Below are 19923 nucleotides of genomic sequence, written 5' to 3' on the forward strand. Positions count from 1 at the left end.
TCGAAATTGAAGTTAGGATGAGTGTCATGTTTCCAATCGTTCTCGAGTTCTATGTCCGGGTGTTCGCGATCTTGCTGCCGGTGCTTGCCGTGACCGCTGTCGCGGTGGCAGCGCATCGCGCCGGCCTGTCCCGGTCATCGACCGCTGGTGTCCTGGCGGTGCTCGGTCTGCTGTTCGGGGTCTGGTATGCACTGGCGGTGCGCCTGGGTGAGCTTGGCATTCTCGCACCTCCCGAAACGGCAACAGGTGTTCCCTACATCCTGTTTTTCCTGTTTGGCGGAACCGCCCTACTGGTTCTTCTCGCCTTCGCGACCGCTTCCGGCAGGAGACTGTTTGCAGGGGCCGATCAGCGCGAACTCATCGCCTTCCAGGCACCGCGCGTGATGGGAGGCGTTTTTCTCATCGGCTGGGCCGTCGGGGACATCCCATGGCAATTTGCGTTACCAGCCGGTCTCGGCGACATCTGGGCAGGCATTGCCGGTTGGCAGGCCTTCAGGGCGCTAGAGGCGGGGCGGGCGGACGCCACCGCGCTCGTCTGGCGGGCCAACATCATCGGGCTTCTGGATTTCGCGGTCGCGGTTCTGACAGGACTTATGACGTCCGTCGGTTTCCTGCATGTCATGGCGCTGGAAAATCCCAACATCATCAACAATTTCCCGCTGGTGTTGTTCCCTGCATTCTTTGTTCCGGTTTTTCTGGCCGCCCATGTCTTTTCGATCATGAAGCTTCGCGGAGCGGCGCGCTTTTCTGCAGCCAGCGCCTGATTGAATGGCCGCCGGAAACGGTTTCCGGCGGCTGCCACCGGTACTGGCAAGCCGCGGGCCGCGCGCTATAGTGCAGGCAATGCCTCTGCCGATCGTTCATCACCCCGCTTATTGTGCCGACCTGCCGGCTAATCACAGGTTCCCGATGGACAAGTTCCGCGCCGTTGCGGACCTGATCCGGAAAGAAGACCTGCTTGATGGCGGATCGTTCTTCCGGCCGAGGCCTGCGCCGTTTGAATGGGTCGCGCTTGCGCATGACCCAGCCTATGTGGACCAGGTCTTCAACGGCAAGGTTCCCGACAAGGTCGCAAGAGAAATCGGTTTTCCCATGCGGGAAGACATTGCACTGCGCGCCCGCTGCGCCACGGGTGGAACGGTCCTCACCGCCTACCTCGCGCTGGAGCATGGCATTGCGTGCAACACGGCAGGCGGCAGCCACCACGCGCGGCGGCTGCACGGGGCCGGGTTCTGTGTCTTCAACGATGTGGCGGTGGCCCTCCGCGTGCTGCAGGCGGACGGCGCCATTCGCAAGGCGCTGGTGATCGACCTGGACGTGCACCAGGGAGACGGCACCGCGGATATCTTCCAGGGTGATCCGGACATCTTCACGTTTTCGATGCATTCGCAGAAGAACTACCCCGTCCGCAAGGTACCCTCCCATCTCGATGTCGGTCTGCCCGACGCGACGGGCGACGAAGACTACCTCACGATCCTGGAAAAGACATTGCCGGGCCTGCTCGCGCGCGCAGCCTGGGACATCGTCGTTTACAATGCGGGTGTCGATCCCTACCGGAACGACCGTCTGGGCCGGTTGAAACTGTCGCGGGACGGCCTGAAGAAACGGGACCGATACGTCATCGGGACAGTCAGGCAGGCGGGGCTGCCGCTCGCCGGTGTGCTGGGCGGGGGGTATTCCACGGACATTGACGAACTGGCCGATCGCCACCTGATCCTGCACAGAACTGCCAGGAGCGTGTTGGCTGAAAGCGCCGGGGCGGCGGTCTAGGGTCCTGACCCTAGCGGGACTTGCCCATCGCCAGAAGGCGCATGACGAACCAGATCGGAAGGACCACAATGGCGCCGACAACAAGGTAGTTTCCAAGTCTGCCGATGGCGTTGAAACCCATGTTCCAGAGCCGTTCGACGAAGTTGACGGTCATGTGGACAAGATCGAGCGGGTCGAGGTTCAGCGCGGACAGGATGATGCCGACAACGAAGGACAGAAACACCAGCCGCAAAAGAACCTGGGCGGGAGACCCGCCAAGAAATCGGCTCAGGCCGCTATCGGACATGTGTTCCTCCGGACGTGGTGACTGTCATGGTGCCTGATAATTAGGGACAATCACCGGTAAATACAACGCACCCTGTAAACACCCTATATTGTTACGTAATATCAGAACCTTGTCTGTTTTGCTGAATTCGTATGCAAAATGTCGCGAAAAGCCAAATGCTGGTGGTCTCATGTTAATGACAATTAACTATAGGTGGCGTAATTATTGGCTTGGGTATGAGAACAATCTGCTGAAATCGGAATGCCCACTTCCCATAAGGCAGCGATACCCTAAATCTGTGGCGAAAGAAAACGCCGATCCGGAACCCCCCGGTCGACGCGATAAAAAGGCACGCTGCAGGCCGGTCCGGGACCGGAAGGGATACCTCTTGCAGCTTGAGGGGGTCGCTTCCGCAAAAGAGTCGCTGCATCCGCTTGGAGTGACGGCTGCAGACAGGACCACGGATTTATCTCAGGCGCGGCGGTGGTTCAGCCCGTAATCACCACCGTGCCGGAATTCTTCCCAGCACGATCTTGCCTTATCCACGTGACGCGTGATCAGTCCGCGGTCGCACCTGTTTTCCGCGAGACTGCCTTGACGCTGCGCACGGCGGGATGCGGAACGCTCATGAGCCGGACCGCCTCCGCTTTCTTGCGGGCACTTGCACCGGAGGCCGTATGCCTGTGGGACCCTTCGCGGTATTTCCGCGGTGACATGCCGAACCACGATTTGACAGCTCTGGAAAACGTGCTGAGTTCCGCAAAGCCGATGAGATAGGCGATCTCTTTCATGGGCAGATCCGTGCCGCGCAGATACCTGTCGGCGGCAGAGCGCCGGATTTCTTCGCTCAGCTTGCGGAAACTCGTGCCTTCCCGCTCCAGCAGCCGCTGAACCGCGCGCTGCGACATGCCGAGCTTCGCCGAGATATGCGGCAGCGTACAGGCACCGTGCGCCAGGTTCGACGCGACTTCGTTGGCAATTCTGGTGAGCGGTGATTCCAGTTGCCCGAATGTGTCCAGTTCCTCCATCGCAGATCTCAGAATGATCTCGTAGAGGTGGCTGTCACTCTGGCGCAGGGGACGTGTCAGCAGAGCCTTGGGGATGAAGATGCGATTGTGCGAGGCTCCGAACTTGAGCCGGCCCTGATACTTCTTCTGAAATGCCGATTTTTTCCGGGGCGGTGAGGTAGCCAACTCGATCAGGATCGGTGGAACCTGTTGTTCGAGCGCGTGTTCCAGCTGTTGTGCCGCCCAGCCGACCCGGGCGAACATGTTCTGCCGCCATTCACCGCGTCCTTCCAGGATCGGCCATTCGACATATCCGCCGGTTTCGTCCTCTTCGAAAACGATTCGGTAGGCGTTTGTCCGGATCGGTATGAACTTGACCCAGGCAAGACAGGCGTCCCTGACGGTGGGAGCACAGGAAAAAACGTAGTCGAACAGGGAGAAGCAGCCGAGGTCGACATTGTTGAAGATGTCGAACATGACGGCATCGTTGTCGAGGGACTTGGCGACTTCCTCGAACACGCCGTGCCACGCGGTGATGGGCACGACACCTTGGGGATCATCGATTGCAGCCAGGTCAAAGTCATAGCGTGCCGCGATTTGCGGCCAGTTCAAATCAGAGTTCGAACTGATATCTCGCAAGACCCGGAACACGTCCGCACGTGCCCATTCGCCTTCAAGCGGCATTCCTGTCTCCGGCTAATTCGTGCACACTTCTCAGGTGAACTGTGCATGACTGGGCCTCAAGGATCAAGATTCGGCGCGCAATTCACACGTCTTTTCAAATGAAACGGACCATCTCACCGAGTGAGATGGTCCGCAGGATTTATGCGGCTTCCCTGGCGGTGTCGCCCGCCTTGGGCGGAAACTTTCCATAGAAAGTCTCGTTTTCCTTGGCCATGTCACGCAGCAGCTTGTTGGGCTTGAACCTTGGACCCCACTTGCGTGTGAACTTCTTGCAGATGTCCACGAACGCCGGGGTGCCCATCATGTCGATATAGCTGAGCGTTCCTCCCGAATAGGGGGCAAAACCGAAGCCGAGAATGGAACCGACATCGGCCTCGCGCACGTCGGTCAGGCAGCGCTCCTCGAAGATGCGCGCCGTCTCGAGCGCCTGCATCACCAGAAGGCGCTGCTTGAGCTCTTCGATGTTGAAGCTGTCCGCCGGCTTGGGCTGCCCGGTCACGTCGGTCAGGCCGGGCCAGAGTTTCTTGTCCTTGCCCTTGTAGTCGTAGAAGCCCTTGCCGTTTTTGCGGCCGAAGCGCTCTCTCTTGACGACCATGTCCTCGAGAATGTTGTCGAGCGGCCCTTCGACATATTTCACGCCGAGATCCTTGCGCGTGGCGGAGACGATTTTCCATGCAAGATCAAGCGCGACCTCGTCCCCGAGGGAAAGCGGCCCGACGGGCATGCCCGCCATCTTTCCGGCATTCTCGATCATCGCGGCGGGAACGCCGTCACCCAGCATCATCAGCCCTTCACGGATGTAGGTCATGACAACGCGGGAGGTATAGAAACCGCGGCTGTCATTGACGACGATCGGCGTTTTCTTGATGGCCTTGATGTAGTCCAGTGCCATTGCCAGCGCCCTGTCGGAGGTGCGCTTGCCCAGGATCACCTCGACAAGCATCATCTTGTCCACGGGCGAAAAGAAGTGAATGCCGATGAAATTCTTGGGCCGCTTGGAGGCCTGCGCCAGCGAGGTGATCGGCAGTGTCGAGGTGTTTGACGCAAAGATCGCCCGTGACTTCATCACCGCCTCGGCGTCCTGGGTCACTGTCCGCTTGATCTCGCGGTCTTCGAAGACGGCTTCGATCACCAGATCGCAATCAGCGAGCGCGTCGTAATCCGTTGTCGGCGTGATGCGTGCGAGCAGCTTGTCCTTCTGGTCTTCACTCGCCCGGCCGCGCTTGACCGCCTTGCTCATCAACTCGTCGGAATGGGCCTTGCCCTTGTCCGCGGCGTCCTGGTCGCGGTCGATCAGCACTACATCGATGCCGGCATTCGCGGACACATAGGCGATACCGGCGCCCATGAAGCCGGCGCCGAGGATCCCGACCTTCTTGATCTTGTTCGGTCTCTGGTCGGCCGGGCGGCGGGCGAGCTTGTTCAGCTCCTGCATGGAAACGAACAGAGAGCGGATCATGTTGGCCGCTTCCGGTGTCTGGAGCACCTTCGCGAAATACCGGCTCTCGACCTGGAGTGCGAGGTCCATCGGCAGTTGCAGCCCTTCGACGACGGCGCTCAGGAGATAGCGGGCGCCGGGATAATTGTCATAGGTCTCGCGGCGGTAGATGGCATTTGCGGCAGGCCAGAACTGGAACCCGGCCGGGGAATAGATCTTGCCATTCGGCAGTTTGTAGCCCTTCTTGTCCCAGTCCTTGACCGGATCCAGTCCGCTCTTCAGCAATTTCTTTGCCGCTCCGACCAGCTTCTTCGTGCCGGTGACCTCGTTGACCAGTTTCATCTGCAACGCCTGCGGTGCCCTGAGGGTCCGTCCCTGCAGAAGGAACTGCATCCCCTGCTGGCCGTCGGTCATGCGCATGACGCGCTGCGTACCGCCAGCCCCCGGGAAAAGCCCGACCTTGACTTCCGGAAGGCCCATTTTCAGGCCCTCGTCGGCGACGCGGGCATGGCAGGCAAGCGCCAGTTCCGTGCCGCCGCCCATGCAGGTACCCGCGACAGCGGCCACAAACGGTTTGCCGCATGTTTCCAGCTTGCGGTAGATGAGCGTCAGACGGCGGGAGCCTTCGTAAAGCATCTTTGCCGCCCCTTCAGGATCGGCTCCGCGCTTGACGTGGAAGTCCTTCAACAGGCCTTCCATCATGGTCAGGTCCGCGCCGCCGGAAAAGGCCGCTTTCCCGGAATGGATCACCGCACCCGTGATGGCGTCGTCCTGCGCAACCTGGTCGATGATCGCGTCAAGTTCATCCATCACCGTCAGGTCAATGACGTTCAAAGACTTCTCGGGCATGTCCCAGGTGATCACGGCAATGCCGTCAGCGTCGGTTTCGAGAGTGAAGTTCTTGTAGCTCATGGGAATACCTCCTCGGATCAGGCGCTTTTTGAGGGCAGGCTCTCGGACTGCATGTGGGCGCGCTGCTGCGCGGCCGTCCTGGTGCCTTCGACGATGACCTCGCCTGTGTGTTTGGTTTCTGCGGGTTCGAAAAGCATGACCCAGCATTCGTCTTCCGCGATCGGATTGTGCTGGACGCCCCTGGGAACGACGTGCAGGTCTCCGGCGCTCAGGACGGCATCAACCCGATCGCGGTACCGGATCGTCAGTGCGCCCTTGACCACGAAAAACAGTTCGTCTTCTTCCGCGTGGTCGTGCCAGACGAATTCGCCCTTCAGTTTTGCCAGCTTGACGCACTGGCCGTTCACATCCGCGACGACACGCGGCGACCAGGTGTCGGTAATGGCGTCGAATTCCTTTTCGATATTGCTGATCATGGCTCAGACGCGCTCGATGATGGTCGCCGTGCCCATGCCGGCGCCGATGCAAAGCGTGACGAGCGCCGTGTTCAGATCGCGGCGTTCCAGTTCGTCGAGAACCGTGCCCAGGATCATCGCGCCGGTCGCGCCAAGCGGGTGGCCCATGGCGATCGCGCCGCCATTCACGTTGACGATGTCCGGGTCGAGGTCGAATGCCTGCTGGTAGCGCAGAACCACGGAAGCGAAGGCTTCGTTGATTTCGACGAGGTCGAGATCCTTCATCTCCATCTTGGCGTTCTTGAGCAGTTTCTTCGTTACGTCCACCGGCCCCGTCAGCATCAGGGCGGGTTCCGAACCGATATTGGCAAAGGCCTTGATGCGGGCGCGGGGTTTCAGTCCCGAAGACCGGCCGGCCGTGCTCGAACCGATCAGAACCGCAGCCGCTCCGTCAACGATCCCGGACGAGTTGCCGGCATGATGCACATGCTTGATCGCCTCGATTTCCGGATGGGCCTGGATACCGACGGCATCGAAGCCGCCCATGGCACCCATCAGTTCGAACGACGGATTGAGCGAAGCGAGGGACTGCATGTCGGTCTCCGGCCGCATGTGCTCGTCCCGGTCCAGAATGGTGATGCCGTTGATGTCTTTCACCGGCACCACGGATTTGGAGAACCGCCCGTCTTCCCAGGATTTCGCGGCACGTTTCTGACTTTCGACCGCATAGCCGTCGCAATCGTCGCGGCTGAAGCCGTATTTGGTCGCGATCAGATCGGCGGAGACACCCTGCGGCATGAAATAGGAGGGAACGGCCACCTGCGGCTCGATCGGCCAGGCGCCGCCCGAGGCGCCGATGCCGACCCGGCTCATGCTCTCAACGCCGCCGGCGATGACCAGCTTGTGCTGACCGGACATCACCTGGGCCGATGCCATGTTGACCGCGTCGAGCCCGGACGCACAGAAGCGGTTGATCTGCATGCCGGGGACCGACGTGTCGTAGCCTGCGGCGAAAACCGCGGCACGGGCGATATCGCCACCCGCTTCGCCGACGGGATCGACGCATCCCAGGATGACGTCGTCCACTCTGGCCGTGTCGAGCCCGTTGCGGTCGCGGACCGCTTCCAACGCCGTTGCCGCCAGTCGCACGGATGGCACTTCGTGAAGCGCGCCGTCCTTCTTGCCCCTGCCGCGCGGGGTTCTGACGTGATCGAAGATATAGGCTTCAGCCATCTGGTCCTCCTTCGGACGGTGGTGTCTAGTCGGCGCCCGGCAAAGGGTGGCCGGGCATCAGGTCGTAGGGGTGTTTCCAGCCGGGCAGGGCCTTGATCCGCTCCAGCCAGGCGGCGACGTTCGGGTAGGGGGTAAAATCCGTTCCGATCTCGTCGCGGACGTACAGGTAGCCGCACAGCGAAAAGTCGGCGGTCGTCGGCTTGTCGCCGATGGCAAAAGCGTTCGTCTCGAAGTGTTTTTCCAGGATCGCAAGCGCGCTCTTGAACCTGCCTTCAAGCCACTTCGTGACCTCCGTCTCACCGGTCTTCGCATAGATCCGCAGAAACCGCAGAGGCCCGGCCACACCCGAGATTTTCTGGTTGTCGAAGATCGTCCAGCGCAGGATTTCGCGGCGCTCGTCGTTGTCCGCCCCGCCAAACGCATCAAACTTTTCAACCAGGTAGTCGAGAATGGTCCCGGACTGGGTCAGCGTCGTGTCGCCATGCACCAGAACCGGCACTTCACCCATTTCATTGAGCGAACTGCGGAACTCTTCCGAACGGGTTTCGCCGTTGAAGAAGTCCACCCATTTCGGCTCCCAGTCGGCACCGCACAGTTCCAGCATCAGTGCCACCTTGTACGAGTGCCCCGACTGGGCCATGCAATAAAGAACGTAGTCGGCCATACCTGTTTCGTCTCCCTGGCTGGTTGCTTAGGTTGAGAACCTACACCGGCCATTGCGGATTCGCGCGCGCTAATTCCGGCCCCGGAAAAGCCGGGCAATACCGGATCAGAATGCGTCCTCGTCCAGCGACATCAGTGTTTCGGAACCGGAAGATATCCGCGCAAGGTGAGCCGCTGTCTCCGGCATCGTGCGTTCCATGAAAAACGTTCCGAAGGCCAGCTTGGTCTTCAGCCAGTCGGTCTTCTCGCCTGCATCGCCGGCAAGTGTTTCCTGGATGGACTTGGCCATCCTGGTCCACATGTAGCCGAGGGCAACCAGTCCGAACAGGTGCATGTAGTCGGTGGATCCCGCGCCCGCATTGTCCGGGTTCTTCATGGCATTGTTCATGAACCACATGGTCGCGCCCTGAAGGTCGTCCATGCCTTTCTTCAACGGTCCGGTAAAGGCCGCAAGATCCTCGTTGTCCTTGTTTTCCTTCAGGAACGTGTTCACTTCGTTGAAGAAGCTCATCACGGCGCGCCCGCCATTTGCCGGCAGCTTCCGCCCGACGAGGTCGAGCGCCTGAATGCCGTTGGCACCTTCGTAGATCATCGCAATGCGCGCATCGCGCACGAACTGTTCCATGCCCCATTCCGCGATGTAGCCATGACCGCCATACATCTGTTGCGCGTTGACGGCATTGGCAAAACCGGTATCGGTGAGGACCCCTTTCAGCACCGGTGTCATCAGTCCCATCATGTCATCGGAATATTGCCGGTCCTTTTCGTCGTCCGAGCGGTGCGAAATGTCGCCGTGAAGGGCCGTCCAGATGATCAGGGCCCGCGCCGCCTCGTTGAAGGCACGGATGGACATCAGTGTCCGGCGGACATCCGGGTGCACGATGATCGGATCCGCGGCCTTGTCCGGACTTTTTGGACCGGTCAGCGCGCGGCCCTGAAGGCGGTCCCTGGCGTAGGTGACCGCGTTCTGATAGGCGACCTCGGATTGCGACAGGCCCTGAACCGCGACGCCGAGACGCGCTTCGTTCATCATGACGAACATCGCCTTGAGACCCTTGTTTTCCTCGCCGACCAGCCAGCCGGTCGCATCGTCGTAGTTCATCACGCAGGTGGCGTTGCCGTGAATGCCCATCTTGTGTTCGATGGAGCCGCACGAGACACCGTTGTTCCCGCCGACGGCACCGTCTTCGCCGACACTGTTCCTGGGCACGACGAAAAGCGAAATTCCCTTGACGCCGTCCGGCGCACCCTCGATCCGGGCGAGCACCAGATGAATGATGTTTTCCGACATGTCGTGTTCGCCGGCCGAGATGAAGATCTTGGTTCCCGAGATCTTGTACGATCCGTCGGGTTGGGGAACCGCTTTTGTCCGGATCAGTCCGAGATCGGTTCCGCAATGCGGTTCGGTCAGGTTCATGGTCCCGGTCCAGGTGCCGGCGATCATGTTGGGAAGATAGGTCTGTTTCTGGTCGTCTGTGCCGTGAATGGTCAAGGCTGCCACGGCACCTGCCGTGAGACCCGGATACATGGAAAAGGCCATGTTCGCCGAAGACGCATATTCGTTGAAGATGGTCGCAAGCGTGTGCGGCAGGCCCTGACCGCCATGGTCGGGATCGGCAGACAACGTGCCCCAGCCGTTCTCGCAGAAGGCCTGATACGCCTCGGTAAAGCCTTTCGGCGTGGTGACAGACCCGTCTTCATTCCGGGTGCAGCCTTCCTGGTCCCCGCTCTGGTTGAGGGGCTGCAGAACTTCTTCCGCGAATTTGCCGCCTTCGCGCAGGATGGCCTCAACGAGGTCGAGCGGCGCATCGGAGAAGCCCGGCAGGTTCGAATAACGGTCGTAGCCGAAAACATCTTTCAGCAGGAAAAGCGTGTCGTCGACGGGCGCGGTATAGCTTGGCATGCACATCCTCCCAGATCTGCCGGATCGGTTTTTAGTTTACGTTTCCGTAAACGTCATCTAGCGCCTATATACGCGTCTTGATTTGATGCGGCAAGTGGTGTCCCAACGGAAGGGATTGCAAAAAAATGTGCCCAAAACAGGCAAAATGGAAGCGTTTTCGTCAATGCCGGCATCAAATTCATGTTGTGATGACGTTTTTTTGACGGTTTTCAGCTCTGGCGAATGCAAGGCAATACGGCGGTGAAGAGCGGACGAACCGGGCACAAGACAAAAAAACACCGGCCAGGTGGCCGGTGTTTCGCGTTGCCGTCGTTCGGGCGAGGATCAGGCTTCCTCGGCCTCCTTGTGCTTGAGCATGCCGGACACGATTTCCACCGTGCGCGACAGTTCCTCGATCGCCTGTTCGATGTCTTTTCTCTGGTCTTCCAGGACCGCAATCTGTTCATTGAACTTCGAAAGGGCGACCCGCAGCTGCGTGACCTGGCCGTCGCGTAGGTCATACAGATCCAGCATGTCCCGGATCTCCGTCAGCGAGAAACCGACGCGCTTGCCCATCAGGACAAGTTTCAGCCGGGCCCGGTCGCGGCGGTTGTAGACACGGTTCAAGCCGTCACGCTTCGGGTTCAAAAGGCCCTTGTCTTCGTAAAAGCGCAGTGTTCTCAGCGTGCAGCCGAATTCCTTGGCAAGGTCGCCGATCGTGAACTGGGTTTTCTTGGTGCTGTCGTCCGAAGCGGACACGACATCGACAAGATCGTCTTCATTAAGGATTGAAAGCGCTTCGCTCATGGTAGTCTCAACTCGATTCTTTGCCGTTCCCCGGCAATGTTGGCTTTTCTTTCTCTTTGACCTGCGCGCGGACATCGTAGTTGGTTACTGTCTTGCTATTGCTGCGAAAACAGGTCTGCGCGCCGGTGATTGGCGCCTATTTAGCTTACGTATGCGTAAAGGTCCAGAGGGGAGCGTGAAAGGTTAAGAAAAATTAAGAAAATTCAAATCGTTCTCGCCGGAAATAGACATATAAACAGGTCATTTTCGGCAAAAAAGCTTGATTTTCGCATTTAGCAACGATGGTTAACTACCTGTTTACCCTAAGTCGACAAAGTTCGTTGAAACGCTGCCACCGTGCCGTTTTTCGACGGAAACGGTTGGTAGCCAAGCTCAAACCGCGGTCACGGTGACCGTCAGTCCAGGGTTGAGATATGCCGTCTTGGAATAAACACGAGGCAGGACGCCGCGGCCGTGATGCGTATGAAAGCGACGACTACTACGGAACATCAGGCAGGGAGCCTGCGCACGAACGCATCGAACGGTTGACGCGGACAGCGACAGCGCTCGGAGGCGGGGCTGCGCCCCGCGGCCGCGATGATGACCTGAACGCGGTTGCCGACGAGCTTGACCGCATGTTGTCCGAGCGCGGTGGCAGCGGCGCGGGCCGCTCGAAACGCGCGGCCAGGCCCCAGCGCGCCGTTCCTTCAAGGCGCTCCTCGGCGCAGGCTTCCGGCATGGATGATGTTCTGGGTGCGCTTGATCGTCTCGACGAGCAGGTGCAGGGACTGGCAAATGCATCGGCCGCGCAGGACTACGACGAGCTGTCCTCTTCACGTTCCTATCCCCAGGCCGGACGTTACGCCATGGATGCCTTGGAAAATCACGACTACCACAACAGTCTGACCGGGCATCAGGGCGAGGAGTATTCCGCCGGATACGAGGACGATGCATTCGCGTCGCGCCTCGCCCGAAGCCAGTCCTCTTATACGCATAACGATGCCTCTCTGCATATCTACAAGGATCTCGGCCGGCGTATCGATGCGCTCCGCGCGCCTCAGGAAAAGGCGTTCACCCAGGTCCGCGAGGAACTCGGCTCCTTGCGTGAGGCGCTGGGCGGCATTTCGAGGGGAACCAGCGAAACGGTCGGCCGCCAGAATGCCGAGCTGCGCCGCCTTGCGGACATGGTCGAGCGCCTGCGCGCCGACAAGCGCGGCGAGCAGTTCGCCGTCGAAATTCGCAAGGAAGTCGCGGACCTGAAATCCATGGTCGGGCGCACCAACGTGGAAGGCGCGCTGGAGACGCTTGAACACGGCTATGCCCATATCCTGCAACGCCTCGACGAGCTGTCCCGGGCTTCCCTTGATCCGCGTGTCCTACGGGGTGTGACCGCGCGATTGAATGAAATCGAAGAGGCCTTTTCCACGCTTCCGCAGTCAGAGCACATGATGGTGCTCGAAGACAGGGTCGCCAACATCGCCGAGCGTGTGGACGAACTGCTTCAGCGCGAGCACCAGGTCGAACTGGAGCCTCTGCGCACTGAGCTGCGCGAGGTCCGCGGCTATGTCGAACAGATCGACATCAAGGGGCTCGTCGAAGGCATCGACGACCGGATGAAATTCGTCTCCGGGCGGCTGGATGATCTTGAAGCGCTTGCGCGCGAACAGCGCGGGCTCGATGCGCGTTTGTCCGCGATGGAAGAGCGCATGCCGCAGCCCGAAACGATAGCGAGGCTGCAGGGACGTCTTGAAGATATCGCCGGGATGATGGCGGAGGACAAGGCGTTCGGCGCGGATTACGAACACCTGTCGCAGGTTGATCAGCGTCTCGACGAGATCGTCGAAAGACTGGAACGGATGGAACAGTCCGCGCCGCTGCCGTCCGCGGACAGCGGTGCCTTCCAGGCGCTTGAAACACGTCTTGAAAAGATTGCCGGCAAGATCGACAAGATCGAGAAAAAGGCCTCGAAGCCGGCGCCGGCACTGGATCCGGAAGCGCTGCGGGCGATCACCGGACCGGACACGGAATTCCTGGCGCAACTGCAAGAGCGGCTGACCGATTTGTCGTCGCGTCTCGACGAGCCGAAAGACACGGTCACCTCGTCCGACCTCGACAAGCTGCGCGAGGAAATCGGCTCGATGCGCGAGAGCGTCGCGCTGCCGCCGTCCACCGAGTCCCTGGAAGCCAGGATTGCGGATCTTGCACAGCTGGTCTCCAAAGGCGGGGATGCGGCCGACGACGACCGCTTCGAATTGCTCGGGGAAAAGGTCGCGGCGCTTGCCGCACAGATCGAATCAAGTTCTTCCGAAGCCCCGGGGCTGGACCAGGTCGCCCCCGTGCTCGAACGGATTGAACGGGGACTGGAGCAGACCCGGTCCGATGTCACCGACATTGCCAGAAAGGCGGCTTTCGATGCCGTGGCAAACGCACCCCAGCCGCAGGTCGCCCAGTATGACGAGGCCATTTCCGCGCTCCAGGGAGACCTGAAACGGTTGATCGACGCCGCCGAAGGCGGTGAGCAGCGCACAAGGAAGACCTTCGAAAGCGTCAAGTCGGTGCTGGGTTCGCTGACCGACCGGCTCGACAGCCTGGAGCGCTCGGAGACAAGCGCTCCCGCGGCCGAAGTACCCGCCGGCACGCCTGTCATGCCTGGCATCACGCGGCCCGTGGCACCAGCCATGAGCGAACACGAACCGTTCCCGTTCACCCAGGCTGCCCGTATCAGCAGGGAGACGCCCGAAGCCGGCGCAGGCGAGGATGGTTCGGCCGCCGCACAGCCGGAAGACAGGGCAAGGGACCGAAAGGCGGACTTCATAGCCGCAGCGCGCAGGGCCGCGCAGGCCGCGTCCGCCGAAGCGGCAAAACTCGAAAAGACCAAATCCGCCGGAACCGGCGCCGAGGCGGCGGATGAAGGCCGCGGCAAGGCGCGTGTCGGCTGGCTGCGCAATGTTCTCAAGCGCGACAACGCGGCCAAGGCTGACAGCGACACCCCTGAAATGGCACCGGACACGGCTGATGAGCTTGAACTGCGTGAGGACGACCTTGCGAGCGAACAGTTCGACACCGACCAGGCACCGGTCCTGCCGGGCGATCGTCCGGCACCCGAAATCAAGGAACGCGGCGGAAGCCGCCGCAAGGCCATTCTGCTTGCCGCCGTTGCCGTGGTTCTCGCGCTCGGAACCTTGACGGCCTATCGCTTTGTCGGTGGTTCTCCTGAACAGGAAAACGTTGCGTCCGCAGGCCAGGAAACGACGGGTGTCGCCGAAACCGCACCGGTCGCCGCTGTGGACGAACAATCCGCACAGCCTGTGCAGGAAGCTGATGTTGCCGCCGCCCTGCCTGACGGCGCGCAGTCTCCTCCGGCAACTGCCGATCCGGTTGACGCCGCAGCAGCTGCCAAGGACCCCGTGCCCGCGGCTGCGGATACGCCCGTTGTTGCGGAAGCACCGCCGGCGCAGGCGCCGGACCCTGCACCTCAGGGCGAGCCCCTTGTTGCCGGAGGAAGCATCCCGGCCACGTCGGCGACGGCGCAGGATGTTCCCGAGGCCGAGGCTGCCTTCGCCGCGCCGGCCGGCGTCACCAGCAGTTTCGGCGATGAGACGGTCGTTGATCCGGGAACGCGCGCACCGGCCGCCGAAACGCAGAACCTGGATACCTCTTCCCTGCTTGCGAACCTGCCGCCCGAAGGCGTCGGCCCCATGGCGCTCCGGAGCGCTGCTGCCAGCGGCAACCCGGCTGCCGAGTTCCTCGTCGGTGTGAGATACACAGAAGGCCAGGGTGTTCCGGCCGACCTGGAAAAGGCTGCGGTCTGGTACCAGAAAGCGGCCAACAAGGGACTTCCGCCCGCTCAGTACAGGCTCGCCAGCCTCTACGAAAAAGGCCGCGGCGTGGAAAAGGACATGGCCAAGGCCCGGGCCTGGTACTCGCAGGCGGCGCAGGCCGGCAACGCCAAGGCCATGCACAATCTCGCGGTCCTTTATGCCGAGGGCGGCGGCGAGGAGCCGGATTATGCCAAGGCGGCAATGTGGTTTGAATCCGCGGCCAATTACGGCGTGAAGGACAGTCTGTTCAACCTCGGCATTCTTTATGCCGGCGGCATCGGCGTCGATAAGGATCTCGTGGCAAGCTACAAGTGGTTTGCGATCGCTGCCGACAAGGGCGACCCGGAAGCGGCAAAGCGCCGCGACGATGTCGCCAACATGATGGATCAGCAGACCCTGGCGAATGCGCGCCTTGCGGTGGAAGGCTTCAAGCTCAAGGATGCGGATCCGGCGGCGAACAAGGTGACGCTTGAGCCGTCCTGGGCGGAACAGTCTTCCTTGCCGGCGGCAAACGTGTCGGCACCGGCGCAGAGCGGCAATGTCGACATGATCCGGGAAGCCCAGGACAAGCTGAACTATCTCGGCTTTGACACGGGCACACCGGACGGGCAAATGGGTCCGCGCACGCGCAGTGCCATCCGTGCCTTCCAGCGCAGCATCGGCATGCCGGAGACCGGCGAAGTCGACGCCAAGCTGATTGACGAGCTCAAAAGTCAGGCAATCTGACGATTTTCGGGGTTTCCGAACCAAAGTGAGATGCTGGTCGGTTGACACATCGACCGGCACGGGTTTTTAACCACTTTAGTCTAGTTTTCTTGCAGCCCTGTCTGCATCCTGTTCCGGCGTAACCCAGTGCAACTATATCTGCCCATAGCCGAAATCCCGGTCAATATCTTCGTGATATTTGCCATGGGCGGAGCCGTGGGTTTTCTGTCGGGCCTGTTCGGGATCGGTGGCGGCTTCCTGCTGACGCCCCTGCTGATCTTTTCCGGCATTCCTCCGGCTGTTTCCGTTGCCACTGTCACGACGCAGGTCGTTGCCTCGTCCGCGTCCGCCGTGGTCACCTATTGGCGGCGGAAGGCGATCGATCTCAAGCTGGCATCGATATTATTGGCAGGTGGTGTCTTCGGTTCGCTGATCGGCGTCATATTGTTCGACGTCTTGCAATCTGTCGGTCAGCTGGATCTCGTGATTTCCCTGTCCTACGTCACCTTTCTGGGCGCGATCGGCGGGTTGATGCTGGTTGAATCCGTCCGCGCGATCCGGCGGCGGAAATCCGGCGCAGCGCCGTCCGCACGCAAACCGGGCCAGCACAACTGGATCCACGGTCTGCCGCTCAAGGTGAGGTTCCGGCAGTCCAAGCTCTATGTCAGCATCATTCCCGTGGTCGGGCTGGGCGCGATCATCGGTTTCCTCGGCACGATCCTTGGTATCGGCGGCGGCTTCATGATGGTGCCCGCACTGATCTATCTCCTCAGGGTACCGACAAACATCGTCATCGGAACGTCCCTGTTCCAGATCCTGTTCACGATGGCCGCGGCAACGATCTTCCACGCCATGGGCACCAAGACCGTCGATATCGTCCTGGCGATGACACTGATGATCGGTGGCGTCATCGGAGCCCAGTTCGGCGCACGCATGGGCCAGAACCTGCGCGGCGACCAGCTGCGCCTGTTGCTTGCCCTGCTGGTGCTCGGCGTCGGGTTGCGCTTTGCCGTCGATCTGCTGCTCGTGCCTGATGATCTTTATTCCATCGCCATTCGCAAGGGAGCCGGGGTATGATCCGCTCTCTGCTTGTCATGATCTTCGCCCTTGCCGGCCTTTCCGCGGGGCTCGCGGAGGAGGAAGAGCGCTCGAAGGACCTGGTTACGGCGTTGTCCTCGGACATGGTGTCGATCCAGTCGAACTTCACCGGCACGGAGATCGTCATTTTCGGCCAGGCGAGCCACATCCGGGACAATGCCGGCGACGAGGATGATTTTCAGCTCGCAATCGTGGTCGAAGGCCCCCCGCAGGACATCACGACGCGGCGCAAGGGACGGTTCCTGGGTGTCTGGGTGAACAGGGAAGCGGAACGTTTTCAGAATGTTCCCTCGTTCTATGCCGTGGCAAGCACGGCCGATATCGGCGAAATCGCGCACCGGAACGTGCTCGACGAGTACAGCATTGGCCTCAATCACATCAATCTGGCGGTTTCGGGCGTCTCGAACGTGGCGCTGTCGGATCGTGACGACTTCCGCCGCGCCTTCGTTCGCCTGCGTGAGGAAACGGGGCTGTATTCGGAGCGCGAAACGTCGATCGAGTTTCTCACCGACACCATGTTCCGTACCAAGATTCCGCTGCCGGCAAACATCCCGGTCGGCGACTACACCGTGAAGAGCTACCTGTTCAATCAGGGAGAGCTTGTTTCGGAAACGCAGCAGATCCTGGCGGTCGCAAAAATCGGTTTCGAACAGGTCACTTTCGAGCTCGCACAGAACTACCCGCTCGTCTATGGCGTTCTGGCGGTCATCCTGGCGATCTTCACCGGCTGGCTTGCGGGCGTGATCTTCAAGAAAGACTGATTGCCGGCTGCAGCCGCCAAGCCGGCGGGCACCCGAAGCATCTCCATCCTGTAAGCGCGCCTGCAGATATTATCATCTGGTGCTCGCACACCCTGCGGCTATTGTGCTGAAGTGGCATGACCATGGAATCACGAGGTGGGGCACCATGACGGACCAGTCTTCTCCCGAACCGGCGGGCGGCAACACGGGCAAGCGCGAGCCGACGCTCGACGCAAAGGTGATCGATATCGCCATTCGCCTTGGTGTCCTCGGCCTCTTCGCCTATTTCTCCCTGCAGCTCATTGCACCGTTTTTCCTGTTCCTGCTCTGGGCCGTCGTGCTCACCGTGGCGCTTTATCCGGCCTATGACTGGCTGGCCGGGAAGCTGGGTGGGCGCAAGGTGATGTCCGCGATCCTGATAACCCTCCTGTGCCTGGCCATCGTCATCGGGCCGGTTGCGGTGCTGGTCGTCAGCCTCGTCGAAACGCTCAGCGGCTGGTTCCACGGCATTACCGGGGACGGGCTCACCTTGCCGAAGATGCCGGAAAAACTAGCATCGCTTCCGGTCATTGGTGAGCGCATCGCCGAACTCTGGGCCCTTGCCAGCCGCAGTCTGGAGCTGTTCCTTACCAAGGTAGGCCCGATGCTGGTGCCGGCCGGGGGGCGGATCCTGTCCATGCTCGCCTCGCTGAGCGGCAGCGTTCTGTTCTTCATCGTTTCCATCATTCTGGCCGGTTGCCTGTTCGTGCCGGGTCCGGCGCTCGGCAAGGGAGCCAAGCGTTTCGCCGACCGCATCATGGCACCGAGAGGATCGGAATTCGTCGATCTCGCGGGCGCAACCATCCGCAATGTCTCGCGCGGGGTGATCGGCGTCGCGGTGATCCAGGGCCTTCTGACCGGCATCCTGCTGATCGCCTTCAGCGTGCCTCTTGCCGGTGTCCTGACCTTCATCGCCCTGATCCTGTGCATCATCCAGATCGGCCCGGCGCTGGTGATCATTCCCACCATCATCTGGGCGTGGAGCTCCTGGGAATTCGTCCCCGCGCTCGCCTTCACGGTCCTCATGGTACCGGTGATGCTGGTCGACAACGTCCTGCGCCCGATCCTCATGTCGCGCGGCCTTGACGTGCCGATGCTGGTCATCCTCATCGGCGTCCTCGGCGGCACCATCACCCACGGCCTGCTCGGCCTGTTCCTCGGCCCGGTTGTCTTGGCCGTGTTCTATGAACTGGTCATCGCATGGGTGAAAGTGGGCGAGGGCGAGTAGAAAACGCCATTCCGCGCTACCTCACGCCTTGCAACCAACGTTACCTCTCCCATTGGGACAGGTCGGAGCTTCGCTCCGGGTGAGCGGGCAAAAGGCGTGCGTTTCGGCAAGATCTCCCGGCGCATATGGAAAGCGGAAACAGTCGGTCTTTCCGGGAACACGACTTGCTGCCGGGAGGGATCTGTTCCCTCACCCTAGCCCTCTCCCAGGGGGAGAGGGAAAGCGGCTGCGTTCTGGGCGGTTTCACAGGGCCAAAAGCAACCTCTCCCATTGGGAGAGGTCGGAGCGCAGCTCCGGGTGAGGGGATGGAAGGGGTGAGTTTCGGCACGGTCTCCACGCGCATTTGGAAAACGGAAACAGTCGGTCTTTCCGGGAACACGACTTGCTGCCGGGAGGGATCTGTTCCCTCACCCTAGCCCTCTCCCAGGGGGAGAGGGAAAGCGGCTGTGTTCTGGGCGGTTTCACAGGGCCAAAAGCAACCTCTCCCATTGGGAGAGGTCGGAGCGCAGCTCCGGGTGAGGGGATGGAAGGGGTGAGTTTCGGCAAGTCCTACCGGCGCATCTGGAAGCGGAAACAGTCGGAGTTTCCGGATTCACTCTCGCAGCCGCAGGACTGCGCGTTCCTGTTTACGTCATCAATCGAAATCATCTTAAAATTGTGATAGGATTAAATACAGTCAACGATGATCTTGCTCGGAGCGTGATACGTCTCGGCAACAAAGCAACCTCTCCCGGTGGGAGAGGTCGGAGCGCAGCTCCGGGTGAGGGGGCAGAAGGTGTGAACGCAGGAAGCATTTCACGTGCCAGGTCACTGCGTAAGCATGCAACGGAAGCGGAAATCCGACTGTGGCACTATCTTCGAAACCGGCAACTCGGTGGCTGGAAGTTCCGCCGTCAGTTTCCCGTTGACCGGTTCATTACGGACTTCGCATGTATCGACGCCAAACTCATCGTTGAGCTGGATGGAAGCCAACACGCAGAAAACGCGCATGCCGATGCTGAAAGAACAAGGATACTCGAGCGCTGCGGATTCAGAGTTATCAGATACTGGAACGCGGACGTACTCAAAGACACACCGAACGTTCTGGAAGACATTCTGGCTCACCTGGAAATGCGGAAATAGGTTTGGTTCCCTCACCCTGACCCTCTCCCAGGGGGAGAGGGAACGCGGCTTTGCTAGGAATTGCGTCTCAAGGTCAAGGGTAACCTCTCCCCCTGGGAGAGGTCGGAGCACAGCTCCGGGTGAGGGGGCAAAAAA

15 protein-coding genes are annotated in these 19923 nt (G+C 60.7%); 7 read left to right on the forward strand and 8 right to left on the reverse strand.

The features are described 5' to 3' along the window. Positions 1-26 precede the first annotated feature (26 nt). Both ACO07N_RS15245 and ACO07N_RS15250 read left to right on the forward strand, forming a co-directional pair. Positions 27-764 carry a hypothetical protein gene (locus ACO07N_RS15245; RefSeq protein WP_421981835.1) on the forward strand — a complete coding sequence of 246 codons (738 nt, stop codon included), beginning with the start codon at positions 27-29 and terminating at the stop codon, positions 762-764. A 79-nt stretch (positions 765-843) separates the two neighbouring features. Next, positions 844-1770, forward strand: coding sequence for a histone deacetylase (locus ACO07N_RS15250; protein WP_421981836.1), 927 nt, complete (start codon positions 844-846; stop codon positions 1768-1770). Between the two features lie 10 nt (positions 1771-1780). On the opposite strand, the gene ACO07N_RS15255 is transcribed toward ACO07N_RS15250, so the two are convergent. The 8 genes from ACO07N_RS15255 to ACO07N_RS15290 form a co-directional block, all read right to left on the reverse strand. Continuing rightward, positions 1781-2056 (reverse strand): DUF6460 domain-containing protein, encoded by a 276-nt coding sequence (locus ACO07N_RS15255; RefSeq protein WP_421981837.1) that lies wholly within the window; start codon positions 2054-2056, stop codon positions 1781-1783. 536 nt (positions 2057-2592) lie between these two features. Then, on the reverse strand, positions 2593-3726 hold the full coding sequence (locus ACO07N_RS15260; protein ID WP_421981838.1) for a helix-turn-helix domain-containing protein: 1134 nt from the start codon (positions 3724-3726) through the stop codon (positions 2593-2595). 139 nt (positions 3727-3865) lie between these two features. Further along, positions 3866-6076: a 3-hydroxyacyl-CoA dehydrogenase NAD-binding domain-containing protein gene (locus tag ACO07N_RS15265; RefSeq protein WP_421981839.1), complete on the reverse strand. Its 2211-nt coding sequence runs from the start codon at positions 6074-6076 to the stop codon at positions 3866-3868. 17 nt (positions 6077-6093) lie between these two features. After that, a complete protein-coding gene (locus ACO07N_RS15270) occupies positions 6094-6492 on the reverse strand; it encodes a cupin domain-containing protein (RefSeq protein WP_421981840.1) in 399 nt (132 codons plus the stop codon). Between the two features lie 3 nt (positions 6493-6495). Continuing rightward, entirely contained in the window at positions 6496-7704 is a 1209-nt protein-coding gene (locus ACO07N_RS15275; RefSeq protein WP_421981841.1) for an acetyl-CoA C-acetyltransferase, read from the reverse strand. Between the two features lie 25 nt (positions 7705-7729). Beyond that, the gene (locus tag ACO07N_RS15280) at positions 7730-8368 is read right to left on the reverse strand and encodes a glutathione S-transferase family protein (RefSeq protein ID WP_421981842.1); all 639 of its coding nucleotides are present in this window, start codon (positions 8366-8368) and stop codon (positions 7730-7732) included. A gap of 105 nt (positions 8369-8473) precedes the next feature. Continuing rightward, positions 8474-10270, reverse strand: coding sequence for an acyl-CoA dehydrogenase C-terminal domain-containing protein (locus ACO07N_RS15285; RefSeq protein WP_421981843.1), 1797 nt, complete (start codon positions 10268-10270; stop codon positions 8474-8476). A gap of 324 nt (positions 10271-10594) precedes the next feature. Beyond that, the gene (locus ACO07N_RS15290) at positions 10595-11056 is read right to left on the reverse strand and encodes a MerR family transcriptional regulator (protein ID WP_306140744.1); all 462 of its coding nucleotides are present in this window, start codon (positions 11054-11056) and stop codon (positions 10595-10597) included. A 413-nt stretch (positions 11057-11469) separates the two neighbouring features. Here ACO07N_RS15290 and ACO07N_RS15295 point away from each other — a divergent pair, with 413 nt between their 5' ends. The 5 genes from ACO07N_RS15295 (at position 11470) to ACO07N_RS15315 (ending at position 19788) form a co-directional block, all read left to right on the forward strand. Beyond that, positions 11470-15582: a peptidoglycan-binding protein gene (locus ACO07N_RS15295; RefSeq protein ID WP_421981844.1), complete on the forward strand. Its 4113-nt coding sequence runs from the start codon at positions 11470-11472 to the stop codon at positions 15580-15582. A gap of 126 nt (positions 15583-15708) precedes the next feature. After that, positions 15709-16638, forward strand: coding sequence for a sulfite exporter TauE/SafE family protein (locus ACO07N_RS15300; RefSeq protein ID WP_421981845.1), 930 nt, complete (start codon positions 15709-15711; stop codon positions 16636-16638). Beyond that, entirely contained in the window at positions 16635-17420 is a 786-nt protein-coding gene (locus tag ACO07N_RS15305; protein ID WP_421981846.1) for a TIGR02186 family protein, read from the forward strand. The genes ACO07N_RS15300 and ACO07N_RS15305 overlap by 4 nt, the downstream gene beginning before the upstream one ends. 145 nt (positions 17421-17565) lie before the next feature. Next, positions 17566-18666, forward strand: coding sequence for an AI-2E family transporter (locus ACO07N_RS15310; RefSeq protein ID WP_421981847.1), 1101 nt, complete (start codon positions 17566-17568; stop codon positions 18664-18666). 777 nt (positions 18667-19443) lie between these two features. Further along, positions 19444-19788: an endonuclease domain-containing protein gene (locus ACO07N_RS15315; RefSeq protein WP_421981848.1), complete on the forward strand. Its 345-nt coding sequence runs from the start codon at positions 19444-19446 to the stop codon at positions 19786-19788. The last annotated feature ends 135 nt before the right edge of the window (positions 19789-19923 follow it).

Source organism: Roseibium sp. (genome assembly GCF_965229775.1).
In the GTDB taxonomy this organism is placed as follows: Bacteria; Pseudomonadota; Alphaproteobacteria; order Rhizobiales; family Stappiaceae; genus Roseibium.

Coding starts and splice junctions, on each gene's coding strand:
- ACO07N_RS15245 (WP_421981835.1), top strand. CDS start 27: ATGTTTCCAATCGTTCTCGAGTTCTATGTCCGGGTGTTCGCGATCTTG.
- ACO07N_RS15250 (WP_421981836.1), top strand. CDS start 844: ATGCCTCTGCCGATCGTTCATCACCCCGCTTATTGTGCCGACCTGCCG.
- ACO07N_RS15255 (WP_421981837.1), bottom strand. CDS start 2,056: ATGTCCGATAGCGGCCTGAGCCGATTTCTTGGCGGGTCTCCCGCCCAG.
- ACO07N_RS15260 (WP_421981838.1), bottom strand. CDS start 3,726: ATGCCGCTTGAAGGCGAATGGGCACGTGCGGACGTGTTCCGGGTCTTG.
- ACO07N_RS15265 (WP_421981839.1), bottom strand. CDS start 6,076: ATGAGCTACAAGAACTTCACTCTCGAAACCGACGCTGACGGCATTGCC.
- ACO07N_RS15270 (WP_421981840.1), bottom strand. CDS start 6,492: ATGATCAGCAATATCGAAAAGGAATTCGACGCCATTACCGACACCTGG.
- ACO07N_RS15275 (WP_421981841.1), bottom strand. CDS start 7,704: ATGGCTGAAGCCTATATCTTCGATCACGTCAGAACCCCGCGCGGCAGG.
- ACO07N_RS15280 (WP_421981842.1), bottom strand. CDS start 8,368: ATGGCCGACTACGTTCTTTATTGCATGGCCCAGTCGGGGCACTCGTAC.
- ACO07N_RS15285 (WP_421981843.1), bottom strand. CDS start 10,270: ATGCCAAGCTATACCGCGCCCGTCGACGACACGCTTTTCCTGCTGAAA.
- ACO07N_RS15290 (WP_306140744.1), bottom strand. CDS start 11,056: ATGAGCGAAGCGCTTTCAATCCTTAATGAAGACGATCTTGTCGATGTC.
- ACO07N_RS15295 (WP_421981844.1), top strand. CDS start 11,470: ATGCCGTCTTGGAATAAACACGAGGCAGGACGCCGCGGCCGTGATGCG.
- ACO07N_RS15305 (WP_421981846.1), top strand. CDS start 16,635: ATGATCCGCTCTCTGCTTGTCATGATCTTCGCCCTTGCCGGCCTTTCC.
- ACO07N_RS15310 (WP_421981847.1), top strand. CDS start 17,566: ATGACGGACCAGTCTTCTCCCGAACCGGCGGGCGGCAACACGGGCAAG.